The 22,307-nt window shown below is 39.3% G+C and carries 23 protein-coding genes, 1 pseudogene and 2 riboswitches; of the genes and pseudogenes, 19 read left to right on the top strand and 5 right to left on the bottom strand.

What is annotated here, in order from left to right; all coding sequences use genetic code 11:
* Nucleotides 1-18 precede the first annotated feature (18 nt).
* The 13 genes and pseudogenes from dnaK to lepA all read left to right on the top strand — a co-directional run bounded on the left by dnaK (nt 19) and on the right by lepA (nt 15,625).
* Nucleotides 19-1,878 (top strand): molecular chaperone DnaK, encoded by a 1,860-nt coding sequence (dnaK, locus tag FFM59_RS00620; RefSeq protein ID WP_137601127.1) that lies wholly within the window; start codon nt 19-21, stop codon nt 1,876-1,878.
* Nucleotides 1,879-2,141: 263 nt separating this feature from the next.
* Nucleotides 2,142-3,287, top strand: coding sequence for a molecular chaperone DnaJ (gene dnaJ / locus FFM59_RS00615; RefSeq protein ID WP_137601126.1), 1,146 nt, complete (start codon nt 2,142-2,144; stop codon nt 3,285-3,287).
* A 153-nt stretch (nt 3,288-3,440) separates the two neighbouring features.
* Nucleotides 3,441-3,544, top strand: a riboswitch (TPP riboswitch).
* 73 nt (nt 3,545-3,617) lie between these two features.
* Complete coding sequence (locus FFM59_RS00610) at nt 3,618-3,944, top strand: thiamine-binding protein (protein ID WP_137601125.1); 327 nt, start codon at nt 3,618-3,620, stop codon at nt 3,942-3,944.
* A 131-nt stretch (nt 3,945-4,075) separates the two neighbouring features.
* Complete coding sequence (locus tag FFM59_RS00605) at nt 4,076-6,595, top strand: M1 family metallopeptidase (protein ID WP_137601124.1); 2,520 nt, start codon at nt 4,076-4,078, stop codon at nt 6,593-6,595.
* Nucleotides 6,596-6,720: 125 nt separating this feature from the next.
* The gene (locus tag FFM59_RS00600; RefSeq protein WP_137601123.1) at nt 6,721-7,524 is read left to right on the top strand and encodes an HAD family hydrolase; all 804 of its coding nucleotides are present in this window, start codon (nt 6,721-6,723) and stop codon (nt 7,522-7,524) included.
* Nucleotides 7,525-7,544: 20 nt separating this feature from the next.
* Nucleotides 7,545-8,486 (top strand): LacI family DNA-binding transcriptional regulator, encoded by a 942-nt coding sequence (locus FFM59_RS00595; RefSeq protein WP_137601122.1) that lies wholly within the window; start codon nt 7,545-7,547, stop codon nt 8,484-8,486.
* An 82-nt stretch (nt 8,487-8,568) separates the two neighbouring features.
* A pseudogene (locus FFM59_RS00590) lies at nt 8,569-9,605 on the top strand (zinc-dependent alcohol dehydrogenase family protein).
* An 8-nt stretch (nt 9,606-9,613) separates the two neighbouring features.
* Nucleotides 9,614-10,051: a MerR family transcriptional regulator gene (locus FFM59_RS00585; RefSeq protein WP_137601121.1), complete on the top strand. Its 438-nt coding sequence runs from the start codon at nt 9,614-9,616 to the stop codon at nt 10,049-10,051.
* Between the two features lie 46 nt (nt 10,052-10,097).
* Nucleotides 10,098-10,237: riboswitch (FMN riboswitch) on the top strand.
* 138 nt (nt 10,238-10,375) lie between these two features.
* On the top strand, nt 10,376-11,434 hold the full coding sequence (gene ribD / locus FFM59_RS00580; RefSeq protein ID WP_137601120.1) for a bifunctional diaminohydroxyphosphoribosylaminopyrimidine deaminase/5-amino-6-(5-phosphoribosylamino)uracil reductase RibD: 1,059 nt from the start codon (nt 10,376-10,378) through the stop codon (nt 11,432-11,434).
* Nucleotides 11,435-12,040, top strand: a complete 606-nt coding sequence (locus tag FFM59_RS00575; RefSeq protein WP_137601119.1) for a riboflavin synthase — start codon at nt 11,435-11,437, stop codon at nt 12,038-12,040.
* Nucleotides 12,030-13,208, top strand: a complete 1,179-nt coding sequence (ribA, locus tag FFM59_RS00570) for a GTP cyclohydrolase II (protein WP_137601118.1) — start codon at nt 12,030-12,032, stop codon at nt 13,206-13,208. The genes FFM59_RS00575 and ribA overlap by 11 nt, the downstream gene beginning before the upstream one ends.
* A gap of 12 nt (nt 13,209-13,220) precedes the next feature.
* Nucleotides 13,221-13,685, top strand: coding sequence for a 6,7-dimethyl-8-ribityllumazine synthase (gene ribH / locus FFM59_RS00565; protein ID WP_137601117.1), 465 nt, complete (start codon nt 13,221-13,223; stop codon nt 13,683-13,685).
* Nucleotides 13,686-13,786: 101 nt separating this feature from the next.
* Entirely contained in the window at nt 13,787-15,625 is a 1,839-nt protein-coding gene (gene lepA / locus FFM59_RS00560; protein WP_137601116.1) for a translation elongation factor 4, read from the top strand.
* Between the two features lie 76 nt (nt 15,626-15,701).
* On the opposite strand, the gene FFM59_RS00555 is transcribed toward lepA, so the two are convergent.
* Both FFM59_RS00555 and FFM59_RS00550 read right to left on the bottom strand, forming a co-directional pair.
* A complete protein-coding gene (locus FFM59_RS00555) occupies nt 15,702-16,280 on the bottom strand; it encodes a DUF4352 domain-containing protein (protein ID WP_137601115.1) in 579 nt (192 codons plus the stop codon).
* A 444-nt stretch (nt 16,281-16,724) separates the two neighbouring features.
* The gene (locus tag FFM59_RS00550) at nt 16,725-16,904 is read right to left on the bottom strand and encodes a hypothetical protein (protein WP_137601114.1); all 180 of its coding nucleotides are present in this window, start codon (nt 16,902-16,904) and stop codon (nt 16,725-16,727) included.
* A gap of 172 nt (nt 16,905-17,076) precedes the next feature.
* On the opposite strand from FFM59_RS00550, the gene FFM59_RS00545 reads away from it, so the two are divergent.
* A complete protein-coding gene (locus tag FFM59_RS00545) occupies nt 17,077-17,763 on the top strand; it encodes a hypothetical protein (protein WP_137601113.1) in 687 nt (228 codons plus the stop codon).
* Between the two features lie 98 nt (nt 17,764-17,861).
* Nucleotides 17,862-18,608 (top strand): CPBP family intramembrane glutamic endopeptidase, encoded by a 747-nt coding sequence (locus FFM59_RS00540; RefSeq protein WP_137601112.1) that lies wholly within the window; start codon nt 17,862-17,864, stop codon nt 18,606-18,608.
* 45 nt (nt 18,609-18,653) lie between these two features.
* Here the strand turns inward: FFM59_RS00540 and FFM59_RS00535 are convergent, their stop codons facing one another.
* Nucleotides 18,654-18,974 (bottom strand): hypothetical protein, encoded by a 321-nt coding sequence (locus FFM59_RS00535; RefSeq protein ID WP_137601111.1) that lies wholly within the window; start codon nt 18,972-18,974, stop codon nt 18,654-18,656.
* A gap of 173 nt (nt 18,975-19,147) precedes the next feature.
* Here FFM59_RS00535 and FFM59_RS00530 point away from each other — a divergent pair, with 173 nt between their 5' ends.
* The 4 genes from FFM59_RS00530 to FFM59_RS00515 all read left to right on the top strand — a co-directional run bounded on the left by FFM59_RS00530 (nt 19,148) and on the right by FFM59_RS00515 (nt 21,458).
* Nucleotides 19,148-19,819: a hypothetical protein gene (locus FFM59_RS00530; protein ID WP_137601110.1), complete on the top strand. Its 672-nt coding sequence runs from the start codon at nt 19,148-19,150 to the stop codon at nt 19,817-19,819.
* 72 nt (nt 19,820-19,891) lie between these two features.
* Complete coding sequence (locus FFM59_RS00525) at nt 19,892-20,554, top strand: DUF3800 domain-containing protein (protein ID WP_170175887.1); 663 nt, start codon at nt 19,892-19,894, stop codon at nt 20,552-20,554.
* A gap of 271 nt (nt 20,555-20,825) precedes the next feature.
* Nucleotides 20,826-21,089, top strand: coding sequence for an AbrB/MazE/SpoVT family DNA-binding domain-containing protein (locus FFM59_RS00520; protein ID WP_137601108.1), 264 nt, complete (start codon nt 20,826-20,828; stop codon nt 21,087-21,089).
* Between the two features lie 30 nt (nt 21,090-21,119).
* On the top strand, nt 21,120-21,458 hold the full coding sequence (locus tag FFM59_RS00515) for a type II toxin-antitoxin system PemK/MazF family toxin (protein ID WP_137601107.1): 339 nt from the start codon (nt 21,120-21,122) through the stop codon (nt 21,456-21,458).
* Between the two features lie 135 nt (nt 21,459-21,593).
* Here the strand turns inward: FFM59_RS00515 and FFM59_RS00510 are convergent, their stop codons facing one another.
* Both FFM59_RS00510 and FFM59_RS00505 read right to left on the bottom strand, forming a co-directional pair.
* Nucleotides 21,594-21,860 (bottom strand): Txe/YoeB family addiction module toxin, encoded by a 267-nt coding sequence (locus FFM59_RS00510; RefSeq protein WP_137601150.1) that lies wholly within the window; start codon nt 21,858-21,860, stop codon nt 21,594-21,596.
* The gene (locus tag FFM59_RS00505) at nt 21,853-22,143 is read right to left on the bottom strand and encodes a type II toxin-antitoxin system Phd/YefM family antitoxin (RefSeq protein ID WP_137601106.1); all 291 of its coding nucleotides are present in this window, start codon (nt 22,141-22,143) and stop codon (nt 21,853-21,855) included. The genes FFM59_RS00510 and FFM59_RS00505 overlap by 8 nt, the downstream gene beginning before the upstream one ends.
* Nucleotides 22,144-22,307: the final 164 nt, after the last annotated feature.

Here is a 22,307-nt window from a genome sequence, read left to right as displayed (position 1 = left end):
AGAAGAGGTAAGTTTAACATGGCAAGTAATAAGATTATCGGAATTGATTTAGGAACTACAAACTCAGCTGTTGCTGTAATGGAAGGTAATGAACCTAAAATCATTACTAACCCAGAAGGTAGCCGGACAACACCATCTGTTGTTTCATTTAAAGATGGCGAAACTCAAGTTGGTGAAGTTGCTAAACGTCAAGCAATCACAAATCCTAACACAATCGTATCAATCAAGAGTCACATGGGTGAAGCTGGTTATACGGTTGAAGTAGAAGGTAAGAAGTATACTCCACAAGAAATTTCAGCAATGATTCTTCAATATTTGAAGAAATATGCTGAAGATTATATTGGTGATGAAGTGACACAAGCCGTTGTTACGGTACCTGCATACTTCAACGATGCCCAACGTCAAGCTACTAAAGATGCTGGTAAAATTGCCGGCTTAGATGTTAAGCGGATTATCAACGAACCAACTGCATCTTCATTGGCATATGGTCTCGACAAGCAAGATAAAGATGAAAAAGTGCTTGTATATGACCTTGGTGGTGGTACTTTTGATGTTTCCATCCTTGAATTAGGCGATGGCGTGTTCCAAGTACTTTCAACTAATGGTGATACTCATTTAGGTGGGGATGACTTTGACCAAAAGATTATCGACTGGCTTGTTGAAGAATTCAAGGCCGAAAATGGCGTTGATTTAGCTCAAGACAAGATGGCCTTACAACGTTTGAAGGATGCTGCTGAAAAGGCTAAGAAGGACGTTTCTAGCGCTAACGAAGCTACGATCAGTCTTCCATTTATCTCGGCCGGTGCTGCTGGACCACTTCACATGGAAAAAACTATGAGTCGTGCTAAGTTCAACCAATTAACTGTTGATCTTGTAGAACGCACAAAACAACCAGTATTGAACGCTTTGAAGGATGCCGATTTATCATTTGGCGACCTTGACGAAGTGATCTTAAATGGTGGTTCAACTCGTATTCCAGCCGTTCAAGAAGCTGTTAAAGAATTAACTGGTAAAGAACCTAACCACTCAATCAACCCTGATGAAGCCGTTGCAATTGGTGCTGCGGTTCAAGGTGGTGTCTTAACTGGTGATGTTAAGGATGTTGTTTTACTTGATGTTACGCCACTTTCACTTGGTATCGAAACTATGGGTGGTGTGATGACTCAATTGATTGAACGGAATACTACTATTCCTACTTCAAAGAGCCAAACATTCTCAACTGCCGCTGATAACCAACCAGCTGTTGATATCCATGTGTTACAAGGTGAACGTCCAATGGCCGCTGACAACAAGACACTAGGTAACTTCCAATTAAGTGATATTCCTGCTGCTCCTCGTGGTGTTCCACAAATTCAAGTTACATTTGATATCGATAAGAACGGTATTGTAAATGTATCAGCTAAAGATTTGGGTACTAACAAGGAACAAAAGATTACCATCAAGAGTAATTCAGGACTTTCAGATGACGAAATCGATCGTATGATGAAGGAAGCTTCAGAAAACGAAGAAGCTGATAAGGCTAAAAAAGAAGAAGTTGATTTGAATAATGAAGTTGATCAACTATTATTCCAAGTTGATAAGACTTTGAAAGACCTTAAAGGTAAAGTTACCGATGAAGAAGTCAAAAAGGCTGAAGATGCACGTGATGCATTAAAGAAGGCTAAAGAAGACGGCAACACCGAAGACATGAAGACCAAGAAGGACGAATTGAATGAAATCGTTCAAGAATTAACTGTTAAGTTGTATCAACAAGCTCAAGACGCCCAAGGTGCTGATGGAGCAGGTAGCGGTGCAGCTGATGGTTCATATGGTAAGAAGTCAGATGACAATACCGTTGATGGTGACTTTGAGGAAGTAGACCCTAAAGACAAGAAATAAATTAAGTGTGACAAAGCCCGTCTAAACAATGAGTATTAACGATAAATAATAAAATTTCTGAACTTGAAATTTGTATTATTTAAGTTAAGCGGAATTGATTGGGCTTTGGAACCGGCCAAGAGTTGAAGTTAGCGAATTTAACTGACTTTGAGAGCTGATTAATAATTTGATAGTAAAAGCCAAAGTCATGTGCTTTGGCTTTTACTTGGTACTAGACTTTATGGTATAACTAAGGGACTACTTTATAACGGAGGATCCAAGAAATGGCAGACAAAAATCCATACGATGTGCTGGGCGTTAGTAAAGATGCCTCTCAAGACGAGATTAAAAAAGCATATCGTAAATTATCAAAAAAATATCATCCTGATTTGAACAAAGAAGCAGGAGCTGAAGATAAATTTAAAGAAGTTAATGAAGCTTTTGAAACAGTCGGTGATGAACAAAAACGTCAACAATATGACACTTATGGTTCAGCTGGACCACAAGGTGGTTTTGGTGGAGGCGGCGGCTTCGGCGGTGGTCAATATCAACAAGGCGGTTTCGGTGGCGGTGGATTTGACGACATCTTTAGCCAATTCTTTGGTGGCGGTGGTCAACAACGTCGTGATCCATCGGCCCCTCGTCAAGGACGTGATTTACAGTATAATATGACTTTGAAGTTTGAAGAAGCCATTTTTGGTAAAACCACAACTATCAAGTACAACCGAGAAGCATACTGTGGAACTTGTGATGGTACTGGTGCAAAGCCAGGTACTTCACCTGTAACTTGTTCTAAGTGTGGCGGTAGTGGAACGATTGATGTGATTCAAAACACGCCTTTAGGTCGGATGCGTTCAACCCAAACTTGTGATGTTTGTGGTGGGACTGGTAAAGAAATCAAAGAAAAATGTGAAACTTGTCATGGTTCTGGCCACGTGTCAGAACGTCATGAATTAAAAGTTGATGTTCCAGCTGGGGTTGATGACGGCCAACAAATGCGTCTTCAAAATCAAGGTGAAGCCGGCGAGAACAAAGGCCCTTATGGTGATCTTTACATCGTCTTCACAGTGACTCCAAGTCGTGAGTTCACACGTGATGGAAATGATATCTTCTTTGATCAACCAATCTCGTTTGCACAAGCAGCGCTTGGTGACGAAATTGAAGTTAAGACCGTTCATGGGGATGTTAAATTAAAAATCCCTGCTGGTACTCAAACTGAGACTAACTTCCGCTTACGTGGTAAGGGAGTTCCTCGTGTGAATGGTAACGGTAATGGGGATGAACACGTTAAAGTACGTGTTGAGACTCCTAAGAATATGAACAAACAACAAAAAGAAGCACTCCAAGCATTTGCTGTTGCTTCCGGACAAAAAGTTTCTGGTGTCAAAAAAGGTGTCTTTGATAAATTAAAAGATGCGTTTGATGATTAAAAACTAGGTAATCTTTCTGCCGATTAACTTCTGAGCACTAACGAAAAATATCTCATCGTGATTTTCCATAAATCACGATGAGATTTTTTGTATTATTCGAAAAAGTTATGTGGCAAAATTCGATTAAGTGCTATAATTTGCGTATTCAAATAAATTAACCACTAGGAGTGCCAATTTAGTTTGGCTGAGATCATGAAAATGAAATTCTGGAACCTGATCTAGTTGATGCTAGCGTAGGAAAGTGGAGCAAATATTCATTGATTTCATCCTTTTCTATGTTGAAGAAGGTGCATTTTTTTTGCACCAAATAATTGGAATGGAGAAAAAATCATGGCAAATGCAGTAATGGCAATTCAAGTTTTACCTGAAGCAGATTCAACAGATGAATTACTCCGACTAGTCGACGTGGCAATCGCAGAAATTAATGCAACTGGGATGTCATATGAAGTCGGGGCTTTTGAAACGACGGTTGAAGGTGACCTAGATGATTTAATTAAATTAATTCATCAAATGCAATTATCAGTCACCAAAAGTGGTGCGCCAAGAATTAGTAACTATATCAAATTATCGTATGCGCCAACAGAACATATTTTAACAACTGATGAAAAATTAGCTAAGTACCGGGATGTAAACCGTAAAAATAGTGGAGCTGAATAGCTGGAATAACTAGTAGATTGTTCTTGATTGAAAGTCAGAATAATCTATTTTTTTATAAGGTTGATTAATGACGTGACTCCACGGTTTAGCGTATACTAGTAGTATATTATCGAAGTGAAAAGGGGAATACTATGAGTCATTTTTATGAGAGTTTTCATCCAAACAATTACAACATTTATTTAGATATTAATCGGGCCACCAAAACGATTACTGGTAAGACCATTATTCGCGGTGAAGCCTTAGCGTCATCGATTTCAATCCATCAAAAATATTTGGATATTAAAAGTGTCCTCGTTGATAACCAAGCTGCCATCTTCAAAATGCGAGACGAAGCAATTTTATTGCCAGATGTTAAAACTGGCGATATCGAAGTTATCATTGAATATTCAGCCAAGTTAACCGATTCAATGATGGGCATTTATCCGTCATACTATGAAGTTGACGGCGAAAAGAAACAACTAATTGGGACTCAATTTGAAACAACTTTTGCACGTCAAGCATTCCCATCAGTTGATGAACCAGCAGCAAAAGCGACTTTTGATTTAGCCATTAAATTTGATGAACATCCAGGCGAAACCATTATTGCAAATATGCCTGAAATTCGGGTGGAGGATGGGGTTCATTATTTTGAAACGACCGTCAAAATGTCAACTTATTTAGTCGCATTTGCGTTTGGGGAAATGCTAAGTAAATATACGACCACTGAAAGTGGCGTAAAAATTGGTGTTTTCGCTACGAAAGCCCATCAAGCCAAAGAACTAGATTTTGGCTTAGACATTGCCAAACGTTCAATTGAATTTTACGAAGATTTCTATCAAACACCTTATCCATTGCCACATTCATGGCAATTAGCCTTACCAGACTTTTCTGCTGGAGCAATGGAAAACTGGGGCTTGGTGACATATCGAGAAGCATATTTGTTGATTGATCCAGATAATACCTCATTATCTACTAAACAACTGGTTTCGACGGTGATTTCACATGAATTAGCGCATCAATGGTTCGGTGATTTGGTTACAATGAAGTGGTGGGATGATTTATGGTTAAACGAAAGTTTTGCCAACATGATGGAATATGTGGCGATTGATGCCCTTGAACCTGACTGGAAGATTTGGGAAAGCTTCCAAACCTCTGAAGCACCCGCCGCCTTGCAACGCGATGCGATTGATGGTGTTCAGTCAGTGCACGTTCAAGTTGAAGACCCAGCTGAAATTGATTCATTGTTTGATGGTGCAATTGTCTATGCTAAAGGTGCCAGAATGCTAGTAATGGTTCGTGCTTTAATTGGTGATGATGCACTGCGAAAAGGCCTAAAGAATTATTTTGCCAGTCATCAATTTGGTAATGCCACCGGCGCAGATTTGTGGGCAGCATTAGGTGAAACATCCGGGATGGATATTGGTAGGATCATGCAATCATGGTTGGAACAACCAGGTTATCCCGTGGTTAACGCTAAGGTTGTTGATGGAAAATTGACAATCAGTCAGTCACAATTCTTTATTGGTGAAAATGAACCCAAAGCACGGCAATGGCAAATTCCATTGAACAGTAATTATGCTGAAGCGCCAGCAATCTTTGCTGACACAGAAACCACCTTGGGTAACTATCAACAGTTGCGGTCACAAAATGGCGCTCCCTTTAGATTGAACGTAGGGAATAACTCTCATTTCATCGTGAAGTATGATGAGAAGTTATTAGCAGATATCATTGAACATGTGGATGAACTAGATTCAATTTCACAATTACAATTGCTGCAAGACCTGCGCTTATTAGCTGAAGGTGGCCAAATTTCCTATGCAACTGTCGTACCATTATTGGGTCACTTTATCACGAGTCCCTCCAATATTGTTAACTCAGCGCTCTATAGTTTAGCGAATGATTTGAAAAAATTTGTGACACCGAATTCAGTTGCAGAGCAGCAATTACAAGCCTTCTTTAATAAGATGAGTGATAATCAAGTCAATCGCTTAGGTTGGCTCCCAGTTGATGGTGAGACGAATGATGATCAATTAACACGACCATACGTCTTGAACGCAACCTTATATGCTGAAAATCAAAAATCAATTGAGATGGCCCATCAGATTTATCAAAATAATGCCGACAAAGTAGCTGATCTACCGGCAGATGTGCGAGTATTTATTTTGAAAAATGAGATTAAAAATTATGGTAATCGTGATTTAGTCAATCAAATGTTAACAGCTTATCGACAAACAGCTGATGCCAGTTATAAGTCAGACTTAAGGGTTGCAGTAACTAGTACCCAAGATGCAGACTTGATTAAACAAATTGTGACCGAATTTAAAAATGCAGAAACGATTAAACCTCAAGATTTACGGGCCTGGTTCCGTGGAATTTTGGCCAACAGTCATGGGGAACAAGCTGCCTGGGATTGGATTCGCAATGATTGGGATTGGTTAGAAAAAACTGTCGGTGGAGATATGGAATTCACCACTTACATTACGGTAATTGCCGGTATTTTCAAGACACCAACTCGGTTGAAAGAATTTAAATATTTCTTCTGGCCTATGCTTGAAACACCTGGTTTAAAACGTGAAATCACGATGGACTTAAAAGTGATTGAAAGTCGGGTTAATTTAATTGCAGCGGAACAAGTTGCAGTTAATCAAGCAGTGGAAGCACAAATTAAGTAACTATCTGAGAGCTTAGGTAATTTCTAGGCTCTTTTTTAGTTACCAGCAAAAAATGGTAAAATTGACTTGACCTAAAACCCGTTTCATAGAATAAACTATGTGAAAATGCTAAAGGAGTGGTTGAGATGGTTAAACATATATTTTCAGACATGGATGGGACGTTACTGAACGAAGCAGGGGCGTTGAATGAGCGAAACGTCGAATTAATTAAGCAAAGTCAGATTCCATTTACACTAGTTTCCGCACGTGCACCCATGGAAATGGAGTTTGCCATGACGGCATTAAATCTCCAAGGGCCTCAAATTGCCTTTAATGGTGGCTTGATATTTACAGGCCAAGAGAACAATAAAAAAATCATTGATCAGCATTATCTCGATTATGATGCAACAGAAATTCTGCTCACTCAAATCAAACAACAATTTCCCAACGTGAGTCAAAGTTTTTATGACTTAGACGATTGGTATACTGAAAAAATTGATGACGGCATTAAATTAGAATCCGGTATGACCAATATGGTGCCACAAATTGTGAGTATACGAGATTATTTAAGTGATCCAACTCATCATACGTTTAAAATTATGTTGATCTCGTTTGATAGTGAAGAAATGAAACGATTAAAACAATTCGTCCAAGAATTAGGTATTTCAGGCATTTCGGCTCAACAAGCTGGAGCAAATTATTTTGAAATCACGGATGGTCAAGCCAAAAAGTCGCATGGGATTAACTATGTGATGGAACAGGAACATTTGACGAAGATTGAGACAGCGGCCTTTGGAGATGGCCACAATGATTTACCAATGCTAGAAATGGTTGGTAATCCAATTGTGATGGACAATGCCGCACCAGAAATTAAAACAATTGCCAAATATATCACTAAAAGCAATATTGAAGACGGAGTTGGTTATGGAATCACACACTATCTTCAATAAATTCAATTTGGAGATGTGACATGACGAATATTCATGATATTGCCAAGAAAAGTGGCGTTTCAGCTTCAACGGTTTCCAGAGTGTTGAATGGTAAAAACTACGTAGCCAACTCGACGAGTTTAGCGGTCGAAGCGGCGATGAAAGAATTGAATTATGTTCCTAACGATATCGCTCGGGATTTTAGTCATGGTCGAAATTATAACGTGGGTGTAATTTTGCCGCATACGAAACATCCATATTTTACGCAAATATTGAGCGGAATTATTGCAGCCTCATTTGAATCAGATTATCGAGTGGTGATTTTACCATCCCAATACAATGAGTCAGTGGAAATTGATTATTTAGAACAATTACGTCGCAAAGCTTTTGATGCGCTAATCTTCATTTCCCATGAAATTTCCTTAGATAAAATTACGGAATATTCTCAATATGGTCGGATTGTGGTCTGTGAAAATCCAAATCGTGAGGATGTTTTCGCAGTATATTCCAAACGAAGAACAACATATTTAGAAGCGTTTAAATGGCTCAAAAGCCAACAAATTGAACAAGTCGCAGTTTTGCTGAGTCGTGATTATGCCAGTAGCGTCACGAGCCAAATTACCTTGGATGCATATCAATCGATTTTTACTAAATTGCCCAACAATGATCTACTCTTCGAAACCGTGACCACGTTTCAAGACGGATACGAGGCTGCCCAAACGATCATTAAGCAGCAGTTAAATGTGCAGTGTATTTTTACAAATGGGGATGATGTGGCAGCCGGCGTGGTTCAAGCCTATCAAGCGCATCAAAAGACGCCGCCACTCGTGATTGGGCAAGAAAATCAATTTAGCGGTCAGCTACTCAATATTCCGAGAATCAATCATCATTTCGACAAACTAGGTCGCCAAGCGTTAGAGCTGGTTACTGGCGCGGGTGAAATGCAACAAGTCGTCATTGAATCAGATTTCATTATTAGGTAAAAATAGGGCTTGCCTTAAAGTGTACTCTAAGGTCTATAGTATGGGTATTGAACAAATATATCTTTACAGAGGAGTTTAACTGATGAAAGCAGCAGCATTTATTGAACCAGGAAAAGTTGAAATTCATGAAGTCCCAAAACCCAGTGTTTCAAAACCAAATGAAGCAGTGATTCGCATTGTTCGGGCCTGTGTTTGTGGATCTGATTTAGGTGGTATCGTGGCTTAGCCCACGTGAAAAAGATACGTTGGTCGGTCATGAAGCGATTGGAATCGTTGAAGAAGTTGGTTCTGAAGTGACTAACGTAGCCGTTGGTGATTTTGTGATTGCTCCATTTACACATGGTTGTGGTCATTATGCTGCCTGTTTAGCTGGTTTCGATGGTAACTGTTTGAACGCACCAGCTGGTGGTTCCGCCTATCAAGCCGAATATCTGTTATTTAATAACGCCGACTGGGCACTCGTTAAAGTTCCGGGTGATCCAAAATCATTTTCAGATGAGATGCTGAATTCTTTATTGAGTTTGGCTGATGTGATGGCAACCGGTTATCACGCTGCAGTATCTGCCGAGGTTAAAACTGGCGATACAGTGGTTGTTATGGGTGACGGGGCAGTTGGATTATGCGGTATTATTGGTGCCAAATTATTAGGGGCTAAACGAATCATCGCTATGAGTCGTCATGCAGACCGTCAAAAATTAGCGACAGAATTTGGCGCCACAGACATTATTGCTGAACGTGGTGATGAAGCCAGTCGCACGCGTGATGGAATTGACTGATGGTGGTGCCGATGCCGTATTGGAATGTGTCGGAACGGAACAATCAGTTGATACCGCTGTTAAAGTTGGTCGTCCAGGCGCCGTTGTAGGTCGTGTCGGTGTACCACAAAAATCTGATATGAATACGAATAACTTATTCTGGCGTAATATTGGCCTCCGTGGCGGAATTGCCTCAGTGACCACTTATGACAAGAGTGTCTTATTAAACGCAGTTCTCAGCGGTAAAATTGAACCTGGTAAGGTCTTTACCCAGTCATTTGCCTTAGATGATATCCAATCTGCTTATGAAGCCATGGATCAACGTACTGCCATTAAATCATTGGTGAAAGTTAGTACACTTTAGGAGTAATTATGAACATTAAAGAAGCAAGTCAAATTACGGGAGTTTCTTCTGAAACTATCCGTTACTATGAGAAAATCGGCTTAGTCCCACCAATTGACCGCAAGGAAACCGGCGTTAGAGATATTGACGAACGTATCATTCGTCGTATCAATTTTGCCCGTCAAATGCGGTCGGCGGGGATGAGTGTAGAAAATTTGCAAAAATATATTCAATTATTTGATGCCGATGAAAATAATCAGCAAGAACAATTGGATTTATTGCAGGAACAATTAGAAGTACTGGAAGAAAAACGGGACGATTTAACTGCAGCAATTAATCACCTGACCTTCAAATTAGCCAATCACGGTAAACATATGACGACGTTTGAAGAAGAATTACATGAATTAGAACAGCAACAACAAAAACATCCGAAGCCGCTGTATGATGATGTGGATGTAAAAAAATAACTAGACAAAATAAATCAGTTAATTTATGATAAAGCCATAAAGTTGAATAATTCTTCGGGGCAGGGTGAAATTCCCGACCGACGGTAACGAGGTGAAACTCGAAGTCCGTGACCCGCATTTATTTATGCGGTTGATCTAGTGCAAATCTAGAACCGACAGTTAAAGTCTGGATGGGAGAAGAAATTAGTGTAAGACGATTGATGGTCGCACTGGATGCTTTTTTTGTATCCGTGCAATCGTTAATCCATTAAACTAGTCTATTTAGTCAAGCCTCGTAGAGATAATCTACGGGGCTTTTTATTTTTTCAAGAAAGGGGAATAACAATGGATAATTTGTATATGCAACAAGCTGTTGACCTTGCAAAAAAAGGACGGCGGAAGACTTATCGTAATCCACTGGTTGGTGCAATTTTTGTTAAAGACAAGCAAGTAATTGCCAGTGGATACCATGCCAGATATGGCGATAAACATGCAGAAAGGATGGCAATTGATTCTTGTTCAACCCTCGAAGAATTGAAGAATTCAACTTTATATGTGACGTTAGAACCTTGCACGCATTTTGGTAAGCAACCGCCATGTGTGGATGCCGTGATAGCGAGCGGGGTCAGCCGAGTGGTGATTGGCCAATCGGATCCTAACCCAGTCGTATCAATGAAAGGCACACAAAAATTAAGAGAACATGGAATTCAGGTTGATTTTAATGACCTGGGACAAACGGTTCAAGCATTGAACCCGTATTACAACTATTATTTTGAACATAACTTACCGTATATTGTGCTTAAACAGGCGATTAGTTTGGACGGTAAAATTACCGCCCAATCTGGGACGAGAACTCAAATTACGGGTGCAAGTGTCAATCAACAAGTGCATGATGAGCGGAATGAGTTTCAAGCCATTTTAGTCGGTAGTGAAACAGTATTAGTCGATAATCCAACTTTACTGGCCAGCGGTGCAACGAACTTTCCATCCATTCGCGTGGTGTTAGATCGCAAAGGACGTTGTTTGAATCGGCCAGAATTAAACATTTTTAACTCACAAGCGCCAACTTGGATTTTCACAACGAAAAAAACTAATCAACTATTGTCATCGAATGTCCAACTCTTTGAAAATGAAACTTGGACGATTGAATCGGTGGTCTCATATTTGGCGAAGCAAGGTGTGCAGTCGGTTTACGTAGAAGGCGGTGCCCAGATTCACAACCAGTTTTTAGCAGCCAATTTATTTAATGAATTAATTACTTATGTTGGTTCAGAAGTGATTGGGAGCGGTGGCATACCATCTTTTTCAGGCAACCAAGCCAATCCAACTAGTCAAGCAATGAAACTAAAGTCAGTTCAGCAATTCGGCAATGATGTCAGAATTGTGAGTGAGAGGGTGGAATAAATGTTTACCGGATTAATTCAAGCAGTCGGCACCTTAAAATCAATTCAACGTAGTGGTCAGCACGCTCAAGTCACCATTGCAGCGGACTCCAAACTATTAGAGGATTATCAAATTGGTGACAGCATGGCTATTAACGGTGTGTGTTTAACAGCGATTCAAGTCAACGAAGGTAATTTTACCGTTGACGTTATGCCAACCACGTTTGACAAAACAACCTTTAAACAATTGGCTTTTGATGCACGAGTCAATTTAGAGCGAGCAATGCCTGCCAACGGCCGGTTTGAAGGCCATATTGTGGCAGGGCATGTTGATACCACCACTAGAGTCAAAATAATTAGAGAAAATGAAAATTCAGTCCAAATGACCTTTGTCTATCCAGCAAGTTTGCAAGGACAAATTGTCGCCGAAGGTTCCATTGCGATTAATGGGACCAGTTTGACAGTGGCAACAGTTGGAGCCAATGCATTTTCCATTTCGCTGATTCCACATTCATTAACACAAACTAACTTTGGACAATTAAAAATTGGTGATCAAGTCAATCTAGAAACGGATATGTTAGCGAAATATGTCCAGTCATTACTAGGAGGAAAAACCTATGCAAGTTGAACAAGCAATTGAAGATTTAAAGCAGGGAAAATTAATTGTCGTGGCAGATGATGAAGACCGCGAAGGTGAAGGTGACATTATCGGTTTAGCGAGTCAGGTGACTCCGGAAAAAATCAACTTTATCACTAAACATGCACGTGGGTTATTATGTATCCCAGTTACGGCTCAAAAAGGAACCCAATTAGGCCTTCAGTCAATGGCACGTGACAGTCACGATGCGTTTGGAACAGCCTTTATGGCAGGAATTGACGCCAAGTCAACCACCACAGGTGTGTCAGCCTATGACCGGGCGATGACGATTAAAGCCGTCGCACAACCAGATAGCCAGGCCAGTGATTTTTATCAACCAGGGCATTTATTCCCGTTAGTCGCTAAAGACGGTGGGGTCCGTGAGCGAAATGGTCACACCGAAGCAGCAATAGATTTAGCCAAACTTGCTGGTGAAGACGCCGCCTATATATGTGAAATTCTTGCTGATGACGGTCATATGGCCCGCACCGTTAAGTTACGTGAGCTCGCCGTTGAATGGCAATTAACAATGATAACCATCGCTGAATTAACAACATATCTCAATCAACAAGCGATGACACCAGTGGCCGATGTAAAATTACCTAATCAGTATGGAGACTTTCAATTGACAGCCTTCACTGACGAAACAGGTAAGAATCAATTAGTGTTATCGATGGGTGATTGGACTAATCCAGCTGAAGTACCATTAATTCGAATCCACTCAGAGTGCATGACTGGTGATGTCTTTGGTTCTCATCGTTGTGATTGTGGGGAGCAACTTGATGAAGCAATGCGCCAAATTGCAGAATATGGTGTTGGAGCAGTCATCTATTTACGCCAAGAAGGACGGGGAATTGGCCTGGTTAATAAGTTAAAGGCCTATGAACTGCAAGAAGCGGGGATGGATACCTACGAGGCCAATGTAGCGTTAGGATTTGAACCTGATGAACGCCATTACGATTGGGTCGTGAAATTGTTGCAAACAAATGGAGTACGAACAATCAAGTTGCTAACGAATAATCCCGAAAAGATTGACGAATTAGAAGATGCAGGGATTGCTATACAAGCACGACTGCCGTTACAAACGACCATTTATCAAGAAAATAAAAATTATCTACAAACTAAACAACATAAATTTAATCACATGTTGTCAATTTAAAGGAGAAGCAAGATGACAGTTTATGAAGGACAATTTAATGATCAAAATGCCAAGGTAGCAATTGTTGTCGCACGATTTAATGATTTTATCACCAGTAAGTTATTAGCCGGGGCACAAGATACCCTGACTCGTCACGGTGTGAACGCTGATCAAATTGATGTGTACTGGGTGCCGGGAGCATTTGAAATTCCATTTATTACCAAAAAAGTGTTGGCTACGAAAAAATATGATGGCATCGTTACATTAGGAGCTGTCATTCGTGGGGCAACCACACATTACGACCTGGTTTGTAATGAAGTGGCGAAGGGGGTTGGTCAGCTGAGTTTGAATGCTGATGTGCCAGTCGTCTTTGGTGTGGTAACGACAGAATCAATCGAGCAAGCTATTGATCGTGCCGGTGCGAAGAGCGGCAACAAAGGTAGTGATGTCGCGCAAAGCTTGTTAGAAATGATGTCATTGAATTCGTTGATTAAATAATATGAATTAAACTCGAATTTGCTTGCAGTTTCTTCTCGTTGTGAACTGCTCCTATCATGGTATACTAGTACATGACGATACACGGAGAAAGTGAGAACAAAATGACCTTAGAAGAAATGAAAGAACGACAAAGTCACATCCGGAATTTTTCGATTGTGGCGCATATTGATCATGGTAAATCAACGTTGGCAGACCGCATCTTGGAACTGACAGATACGGTTTCAAAGCGGGAAATGCAAGCACAATTGCTTGATACGATGGATTTGGAACGCGAACGTGGCATTACGATTAAGTTGAACGCGGTGGCCCTCAGTTATAAAGCTGAAGATGGCGAAACATATATATTCCATTTAATTGATACCCCAGGACACGTGGACTTTTCATATGAAGTTTCACGTTCTTTGGCTGCCTGTGAAGGTGCCATTTTGGTGGTTGATGCTGCCCAAGGTGTCGAAGCTCAAACCTTAGCCAACGTTTACTTAGCTTTGGATAATGATTTGGAAATTATTCCAGTCATTAACAAAATTGATTTACCATCCGCTGATCCTGAGATGGTTAAGGGACAAATTGAAAATCAGATTGGTTTAGATGCCTCTGATGCGATTTTAGCCAGCGCCAAAGCTGGTATCGGAATTGAAGAGATCTTGGAACGAGTGGTGACTGATATTCCTGCACCAGATGGTGATTTGGAAGCACCTTTGAAAGCCTTGATTTTTGATTCAATTTACGATGAATATCGTGGTGTCGTTTTAAGTGTTCGAATTAAAGAAGGAACGGTTAAACCAGGCGACAAAATTCGGTTAATGAATAGTGGTGCTGAATATGAAGTCGTCGAAGTGGGAGTTAACTCACCTAAACCAATCAAGAGTGAATTATTGATGGCTGGGGATGTTGGTTATATTACCGCTAGCATCAAAGACATCCAAGAGACTTCAGTCGGTGATACGATTACCAATGCTAATCACCCAACCGATTCGCCATTAGAGGGTTATCGGAAGATGACACCAATGGTCTATTCAGGTTTGTATCCAACTGACAACGCTAAGTTTGTTGATTTACGTGAAGCTTTGGAAAAACTGCAATTAAATGATGCAGCATTAACGTTTGAACCTGAATCATCGACGGCTTTAGGCTTTGGCTTCCGTTGTGGATTCCTAGGACTCTTGCATATGGATGTGGTTCAAGAACGATTGGAACGTGAATTTAACTTAGATTTGATTACAACGGCACCATCAGTTACTTATAAAGTTGACTTAAATGATGGTGGCGAAAAGATTGTTGAAAACCCATCTGATATGCCAGATGCTTCTGAAATCAGCGCTATTAATGAACCATATGTGTTCGCACAAATTATCGTCCCTAACGAATACGTTGGGGCCGTGATGGAACTAGCACAACGGAAACGTGGGATTTTTGAAACGATGGATTATCTAGATGATATCCGAGTTAACGTGAAGTATCATATTCCATTGTCAGAAATCATCTTTGATTTCTTTGATAAGTTGAAGAGTAGCACCAAGGGGTATGCTTCGTTAGATTATGAAATAGAAGAATATCGTCCAAGCGAATTAGTTAAAATCGATATTTTGTTGAATGGTGATAAAGTCGATGCCTTGAGTTTCATTGCTCACCGTGAATTTGCCGAAGCACGTGGACGTGATATTACTTCACGTTTGAAGAAAATCATCCCACGTTCTAACTTTGAAATTCCCGTTCAAGCAGCAATTGGTGCCAAAATTATCGCCCGTACCAATATCAAAGCTTACCGTAAAGACGTTACCGCCAAAATTCATACCGGTGATCCTGATCGTCGTGCTAAATTGCTCGACAAACAGAAAAAAGGTAAGAAGAGAATGAAATCTATCGGTACCGTCGAAGTACCTCAAGAAGCCTTCATGACAGTTTTACAAACTGGTGAGGACGACCAAGGTAAGAAATAATAAGTTTCATTTAACAAATTAAAGCGACCCATCTATTGGAATTTTGTATTCCAATAGATGGATCGCTCTTTTGTTATTATTTTAAATTAAAATCAACAGTTTTATCGTTCCATATTGATGCTTTATATTGCAATTGTAACTTGGTGACAGATGTATTTGCTTGACCAACCAGATTACCAGTTACAGATGCATCTTTGTCTAAAGAGCCTGAGTTTAAAGTATTATCGATGTCGGTATTTATTTCATCGAAATCCGTATTGTTTCCATCAGCATTTAATTTAAAGTCATAAGGATTGTAATCCTGACTATCTGAGGTTTTATTAGTAATAGTTACGTTGCAAACAACATATTGTTTGCCCGAATCAGGAGTATTAAATTCGCTACCTTGATTAAAATCGACACTATTTACTTTTATTTCGTAACCCTTATATGAAACGGTGTCGCCAACATTATATGTTTTCGTTAAGACCTTGTCGGCGGTTGAACTTGATGATTTTGTAGTCTTGTCTGACGAGCTGCTTGAAGAACTGCCACCCATACTTGAAAATGCAATGATTACAAGAACTACAACAACTAACCAAAACCATACCCGCTTATAAAATGGTTTCTTTTGAACGTATTTGTTACCATCTTCATCCGTAATTTTCTTAGACATAATACCAATTCCTCCAAAGTTTTTAATTACCAAAGTTTAATGTCATTAGGATTTGGACATATGTTTAGTAAAAATAAACCAATTAAAAGGAAATAAAACTTTATAAAAAAACTATTATATTTAAATAATACTTTGGGATTCAAATATAAGCAACAAAAAAATATAAATACTGTGAAAATAGTTTTTTTAGTAAATAGTATAAAATATTTCAAAATGCAGATACCACTATATATTTTTATCGATAAATAAAACAATTATTTTTGTTTAATACTTACTTTCCAATAAACAAAGGCTTTGTCATGATAATTAAGTGTTAATCATTTAAATAAACTAGTATTTTAAAATTTATGTGTGATAAAACCAATCAATCAATATAGTGATTGATAATAAATAAAGGAGATATCTCACATTCGAGATACCTCCTTTATTATAAAACCGCATAAATTATTTAGATGTTAACGTACCAAGTATGAAGAGCACCACCGTAATAACTGCCAAGATAGCTGTTATTTGAGGAGTGGCAAAGTTCGGTTCGTGTTGTGCATATGACCAGATTAAAATTAGTGCGTAAATAATGGTAATGACCATTGAAATTAAAAATAGAATTGAGAAAAATGTGCCCATGTATATAACCTCCAGTAAATCGTTACTACCATTATATCTATTTTAGACAGGCAGATGTAACTAATTTAGATATTCACAAATAATAATGCGGATTGGAATGAGATTTTAATTCACTAGTTATGATATATTAATGCCAAGATAGTATTTTACGAATAATTGGAGGAATAAAATTATGCCAGAAGAAAGTCGGGTTTCAAAAAATAAACGTCCAAATGGTGGAAAGAAAAAGTTTATTATTGCGTTGGCAATGTTGGTGGTTGGAGTTTTAATCATTGTTTTTGTGGTATCAAATTCAAGTAAGAAAGAGTCCGAAAGTAGCCAGCACAGTGTCAGCCTTTTTCGCTCGAGCTCTAAAAGTTCCAAAGCGTCTTCAAGTGTGAAAACTAACCGTCATTCAAGCAGTAAAGCAGCAGCTTCTAGTTCCACTAATACGGAAACCAGTTATGCGGTCGATGCAGCGTCATTGGCGGGGAAGTCATTTACTATTAAGGGTGTGAATACACCTAGTAATTTTGATTTCACTAGTGGGAGTGGATCTAATTATGTGATTAGTATTAGTTACCAACAATATCCTGATAGTGCAGCACCAGATATAGTGAATGCGACAATCCAAAGCATTCCAACGAAACAAGTTCGGGTGTTCAGTCATGGAAACAATGCGATTCGGACGGTGAAGGTTGATACGGCAGTTACCATCAATTCAGTCGCCGGAGGTAATCAAGATGGAGCGTCTAAATATGTAGGAAACGTGGCATATCTCTTTTACAATAAGCAAGGAGGCATGTCGTTGGCAACGCCAAATTATGCCGGTAATGTACCATCTGAATATAACGATGTGATGTTAGAATACACTGATTGATAAAGTGGTCATTAGTTATCCGCGATTGAGCAAAACTGTCGCTTCTCTTAATTGCCAGTGCTAAGGTGATGATTAAGAAAAACACTGGGAGAAGTAAGATGACGATTTTTGAACGAAACAGTGAACAGCGTAAAATCCCATTAGTAGATTCGAATCTGTCCGCGTCACGGGGACTATTGTTAGCCTTAGTGGGTTCAGTGATTATGGGTGCCATTTTATTAATGGATTATCTGTCACCAAATAATCCAAATCAATTCGTATATTTTATTTTTGTGAGTTTAATTCCTTTAATCTTGATGATTGTCGCTTTAAAAGTAACAACGCAAGCTAATTTTAAGGTGCTAATTCAATCAAAATTTTGGTCGAAGTCGAATCTAAAAACTTGGCTGGTTTATTTTATTGATTATGCGATTTTTACGCAGGTTGCGCAAACGTTAATTCACCTGATGGGGCTGAAAACCAATGGCCATGCGAATATACAAAATATGACCTTGAGTCGGCTGTTAATCAATTATGGGACTGATTCAGTTAACTTAATGAATGAGGAACTTTTCAGTGTCTTTGTATTCATTGGCTTCGCGGTTGTGTTGCAGAAACAGTTTAAGCTCTCACGAAGCGCCAGTATTTATGGTGGGTTGTTGATTTCAATCTTGCTGTTTGGTGCGATTCACTACAATGCCTACAATGGTAATTTGGCACAAATGTTTCTCTTGATTGGTCCAGCCAGATTCTTCTTAACGGCCGCCTTTATTCGTTCGAAGAACATTTTGATTCCGTTCACGATGCATTATTTATTTGATCAAATTGGTTTTACCATTATTTTCTTAGTAGAAGTATTAAGCTAACAAAAGTCCGGCGAATATTTTCGTCGGACTTTTTGTGTCGCTTGATTATTCTTCTGTAAAGCTCAATTCACTCATTGATTCCTCTAAGCTTTCAAGAATCTCATTGGCGTTCATAAACTTTTGCCAATCATCACCAAATGGGTTGGAGCGGCGTTGCATGGCGTTTTCAACTTTAGTCAGCACGCTATCGAGAATCTCTGCCCACATCTTATCGACAGCGCGGTCAACTTTAGTGTCATTCCAACGCTTGGCCGGTTGCCGTTTCATATTTTTAGCTTGTTGATACACTAATGCTTTTTCGTAGAAGGTGTCTTTGGCACGACTACCTTTGTCGATGAATTGATCTAGTTCTGCTATTGCTATCATGATACATCTCCTTAAATACGAACGCATGTTCTATAGTTTAATCATACCTTGTTTAATAAATAAAAACAACTTATTTTTCGGCCTTTTTGGTCATAGTTTGGCCACTTTAAGTACTAAAATGTGGGTATCAAAAGGAATGATGATATTTCAACTAGTGGAGGGAGACGTAACTCATGGCTAAATTAGAGAATGAGGTTTATCGAGTTCGATTTCGTTCGGCGTTTGATCGACAGATGATTAAGGGGTTTAAGTATCAAAATTATGAACTAAAATTGGAGTTGACTTCAAATTCAGATGAAGCGCTGACTTTGATTACCAATAAAACAGACCAACAGGAAATTGCGTTGGACTTGTATCAAGCGTTTACGCGCAGCCCGGTTCACGATTCAAAACCAATTCCGTATGGTGAGGCGATTGCGACCTATGATTTAATCCAACAAAATTTTGAGTTGTGGATTACACCGTGTGAAAGTGAAATTGGTGAGTTGATCAATGTGACCTATGGGGTTGATGGAGTGATGATTGAAATCGACCAGTTTGGGGCGGAACGTCAGATTGGCAAAGAAGACAATTGGTTTTTTGATGTGAATAATTTAACCGAGGACCAGACGGCGTCGGTGTTGTCGATGGGGCACTATGTTGATGACGTTACCAGAAGTTTGTATCCGGGGATGACGACGATGTGGGGCGATCAGACCAGATTTTGGCGGTTACCGGATGACTGCTTTGAGTGGGTGACGCATTTGAATAATGACGAGATACTTCCGTGCAAGCTGACGTTTGCGCGACAAGAGAACGGAACCGTGAATGTAATTGCTAAGTCAATTCATGACCCTGATTTGTAGGAATGCAGTGCACGCCTTATTTCCGCTTCGTTATGTTATATTGAATACAAATAACTGCGAGGGGTGATCACGGTGAGGTCAATTGATGTGTTTATCGATGAATCTGGTAATCTGGGCTATGGTGCTGGGCGCTATTTCACGATTGCTTTTGTGGTGGTTGATATTGCCAAAACCAAAACGATTCGTCGCCGGATGAAAAAAGCCAGTTTATTTATGAAACAAAAACATATCAACAAGGTTTGGAAGGACGGGGAAGTGAAGGCCGCCTATTTGAACCCGGAAGATAAGCAAATTGTCTTGCAATCACTGTGTAAACCCGATATTCAAGTTTACAGCATCACGACTGATAAAGAAAAAATTCATCATCAATGGTTAGATGATAAGGCCGCTTTTTATAACTTTATGTCGAAATATGTGATTGATGCCATCGTCCGTGATAATCCCGACGTTCGTCAGCTGAATTGTTACTTAGATGCACGGACGATTCAAGTCCAAAGTAAGAATTCGTTTGAAGATTATCTGAAAATTCATTTAGTTTATGAAAACAATATGTATGACATTGAATTTAATGGCATGTACATTGAATCCCACCTGGATTATGGCATTCAAACAGCCGATTTTGTGGCCAATGCCATCAACCAATATTATCTCTCGGGCAAAAATAATTTAATTACGTATGTTGAGCCATCTTTGAAAAATCATCAATTTTTACCTGCTGATCAGTTCGGTCAATAAAGTTAACAAACGGCTGCGCAGGTTGTATAATGTAGTCATAGATAAGACCTATGTTTCGTGTGATCCCCTGGGTGAACATCAGCTGAATTATCAGTCGCTGCATAGGCACTACTTATGTCTTTCCTACCTCACTTCATGTCGGAGTGGGGTATTTTTATGCAAAAAAATGCAATTGGCCAAATTTGACGTATTTAACTAATGTGACTTGATTGACGAAAGGATATCCCAATGTATATACTTAATTAAAACTAGTAATTGAGGAGGTCATACCATGACGGTCACCAATATTTCAAAATGGGGAAACTCACAAGGAATTCGCTTATCAAAAAAAATGTTAAAACAAATTGGAGTTGAAAATATCGATAACGAGCAGGTTACATTAACCGTTAATGACGGCAAAATTATCATTGAAAAAACTAGTCAACAGTCAAAACTGATGCAGCGCTTTGCAGATTATGATCCACAAGATTACCTCAAGAACCGTGAAATTGCCTCGAATGATTTGCCAGGTCCCAAAGGCCGCGAAATATGGTAACCAAAATATGATTGAAAGGATTAAACTCCTATGAAATTTAATACCTACCAACGTGGAGATATCATTGCGTTAAATTTTGATCCATCATTAGGTCATGAACAACAGGGATACCGACTAGGACTAGTTTGGACTAATCAAGAAAGCCAGCAGGTCAGTGGCTTTGTATCGGTTTTCCCAATTACCAGTCATAATAAACATTTTCCATTACACGTCGCAATTGACGGACGTGCTGGTAACATCACTGGAGTGGTCATGACAGATCAAATCATAACGATTGATTTGTTAGCTCGAAAGACTAAACAATTAGCACGTGCAGATGCATTGTTAATCGGTGAAGTTGCTGAAATCTTTGCAGAAATGACTGAATAACTAGTCATGGAGCCGTTTCTCAAATAGTTGAAATCAAAAAAGGAGCCGTTGAACAAAACATTAGTTTCGTTACGACTCCGTTGCGCCTATAGTTCCTGCCAAGGGTGAGTACAGTATACCACTTCAAGTGGTGAGTTATTCGTAGTGTGACCAGGCCGACAAAATTGTGACGGTATGACTAGGGATATCAATGATATAAACAACTCGATGCTGACTATTTAATCTGCGTGAATATTTACCGGCGGCAGGTGGGGTTAATTTTTCAAATGACTGAGTTTGCGCATATGGATTGGTCCTTAATGTATCAATAATTTCCATCAATGCTCGATTCAAATTACTTTGACGGGCTTTTTTTAAATCTTTCCGTGCTGACTTAACGGCCTGAACGTGCCAGTTATTCATTTGGACTTTCATGTTCAATCTCAGAATCAATTGAAGCAATCACATCATCGATATCCTCAGTTTCATCGTGTTCGTGTGCTAAAGCAAATTGTAACTGACCATTAGCTAACAGGGCCATTGTTTCTTGTTGTGCATCCCAATCCTTTTTGCTGACGAGCACGGCCGAGCTACTTTCATCACCATTAGCACGAGTGATAATTACAGGACGACTATTGGCATTAACATCTTTTAAGATTGAATACAAATTTTGACGGGCTTTAGTTGGGGTATAAATATCTTGCATATGATTAACTCCTTTCTTTGAATTTATAGTGTTATTTTAGCGCACGTAACTACGTACGTCAAAAAGATTGCTCGGACAATCTCGAGGCGTATGGTTACATGTATTAAATACGATGAAAAACTGCCATTTACCACAAATATGTTAAGATACCACTATCAAATATC

The sequence above is a fragment of the Paucilactobacillus nenjiangensis genome, from assembly GCF_005405445.1.
Lineage (GTDB): Bacteria > Bacillota > Bacilli > Lactobacillales > Lactobacillaceae > Paucilactobacillus > Paucilactobacillus nenjiangensis.
This window is presented reverse-complemented; position numbering and strand designations above follow the sequence as displayed.

Bases quoted from the DNA above. Each gene is read 5' to 3' on its own strand.
- dnaJ (WP_137601126.1), top strand. From the start codon at position 2,142: ATGGCAGACAAAAATCCATACGATGTGCTGGGCGTTAGTAAAGATGCC.
- FFM59_RS00595 (WP_137601122.1), top strand. From the start codon at position 7,545: ATGACGAATATTCATGATATTGCCAAGAAAAGTGGCGTTTCAGCTTCA.
- FFM59_RS00520 (WP_137601108.1), top strand. From the start codon at position 20,826: ATGACGGTCACCAATATTTCAAAATGGGGAAACTCACAAGGAATTCGC.
- FFM59_RS00605 (WP_137601124.1), top strand. From the start codon at position 4,076: ATGAGTCATTTTTATGAGAGTTTTCATCCAAACAATTACAACATTTAT.
- FFM59_RS00545 (WP_137601113.1), top strand. From the start codon at position 17,077: ATGCCAGAAGAAAGTCGGGTTTCAAAAAATAAACGTCCAAATGGTGGA.
- dnaK (WP_137601127.1), top strand. From the start codon at position 19: ATGGCAAGTAATAAGATTATCGGAATTGATTTAGGAACTACAAACTCA.
- ribH (WP_137601117.1), top strand. From the start codon at position 13,221: ATGACAGTTTATGAAGGACAATTTAATGATCAAAATGCCAAGGTAGCA.
- FFM59_RS00540 (WP_137601112.1), top strand. From the start codon at position 17,862: ATGACGATTTTTGAACGAAACAGTGAACAGCGTAAAATCCCATTAGTA.
- lepA (WP_137601116.1), top strand. From the start codon at position 13,787: ATGACCTTAGAAGAAATGAAAGAACGACAAAGTCACATCCGGAATTTT.
- FFM59_RS00535 (WP_137601111.1), bottom strand. From the start codon at position 18,974: ATGATAGCAATAGCAGAACTAGATCAATTCATCGACAAAGGTAGTCGT.
- FFM59_RS00600 (WP_137601123.1), top strand. From the start codon at position 6,721: ATGGTTAAACATATATTTTCAGACATGGATGGGACGTTACTGAACGAA.
- FFM59_RS00550 (WP_137601114.1), bottom strand. From the start codon at position 16,904: ATGGGCACATTTTTCTCAATTCTATTTTTAATTTCAATGGTCATTACC.
- FFM59_RS00510 (WP_137601150.1), bottom strand. From the start codon at position 21,860: ATGAATAACTGGCACGTTCAGGCCGTTAAGTCAGCACGGAAAGATTTA.
- FFM59_RS00505 (WP_137601106.1), bottom strand. From the start codon at position 22,143: ATGCAAGATATTTATACCCCAACTAAAGCCCGTCAAAATTTGTATTCA.
- FFM59_RS00575 (WP_137601119.1), top strand. From the start codon at position 11,435: ATGTTTACCGGATTAATTCAAGCAGTCGGCACCTTAAAATCAATTCAA.
- FFM59_RS00530 (WP_137601110.1), top strand. From the start codon at position 19,148: ATGGCTAAATTAGAGAATGAGGTTTATCGAGTTCGATTTCGTTCGGCG.
- FFM59_RS00610 (WP_137601125.1), top strand. From the start codon at position 3,618: ATGGCAAATGCAGTAATGGCAATTCAAGTTTTACCTGAAGCAGATTCA.
- FFM59_RS00555 (WP_137601115.1), bottom strand. From the start codon at position 16,280: ATGTCTAAGAAAATTACGGATGAAGATGGTAACAAATACGTTCAAAAG.
- ribA (WP_137601118.1), top strand. From the start codon at position 12,030: ATGCAAGTTGAACAAGCAATTGAAGATTTAAAGCAGGGAAAATTAATT.
- FFM59_RS00585 (WP_137601121.1), top strand. From the start codon at position 9,614: ATGAACATTAAAGAAGCAAGTCAAATTACGGGAGTTTCTTCTGAAACT.
- FFM59_RS00515 (WP_137601107.1), top strand. From the start codon at position 21,120: ATGAAATTTAATACCTACCAACGTGGAGATATCATTGCGTTAAATTTT.
- ribD (WP_137601120.1), top strand. From the start codon at position 10,376: ATGGATAATTTGTATATGCAACAAGCTGTTGACCTTGCAAAAAAAGGA.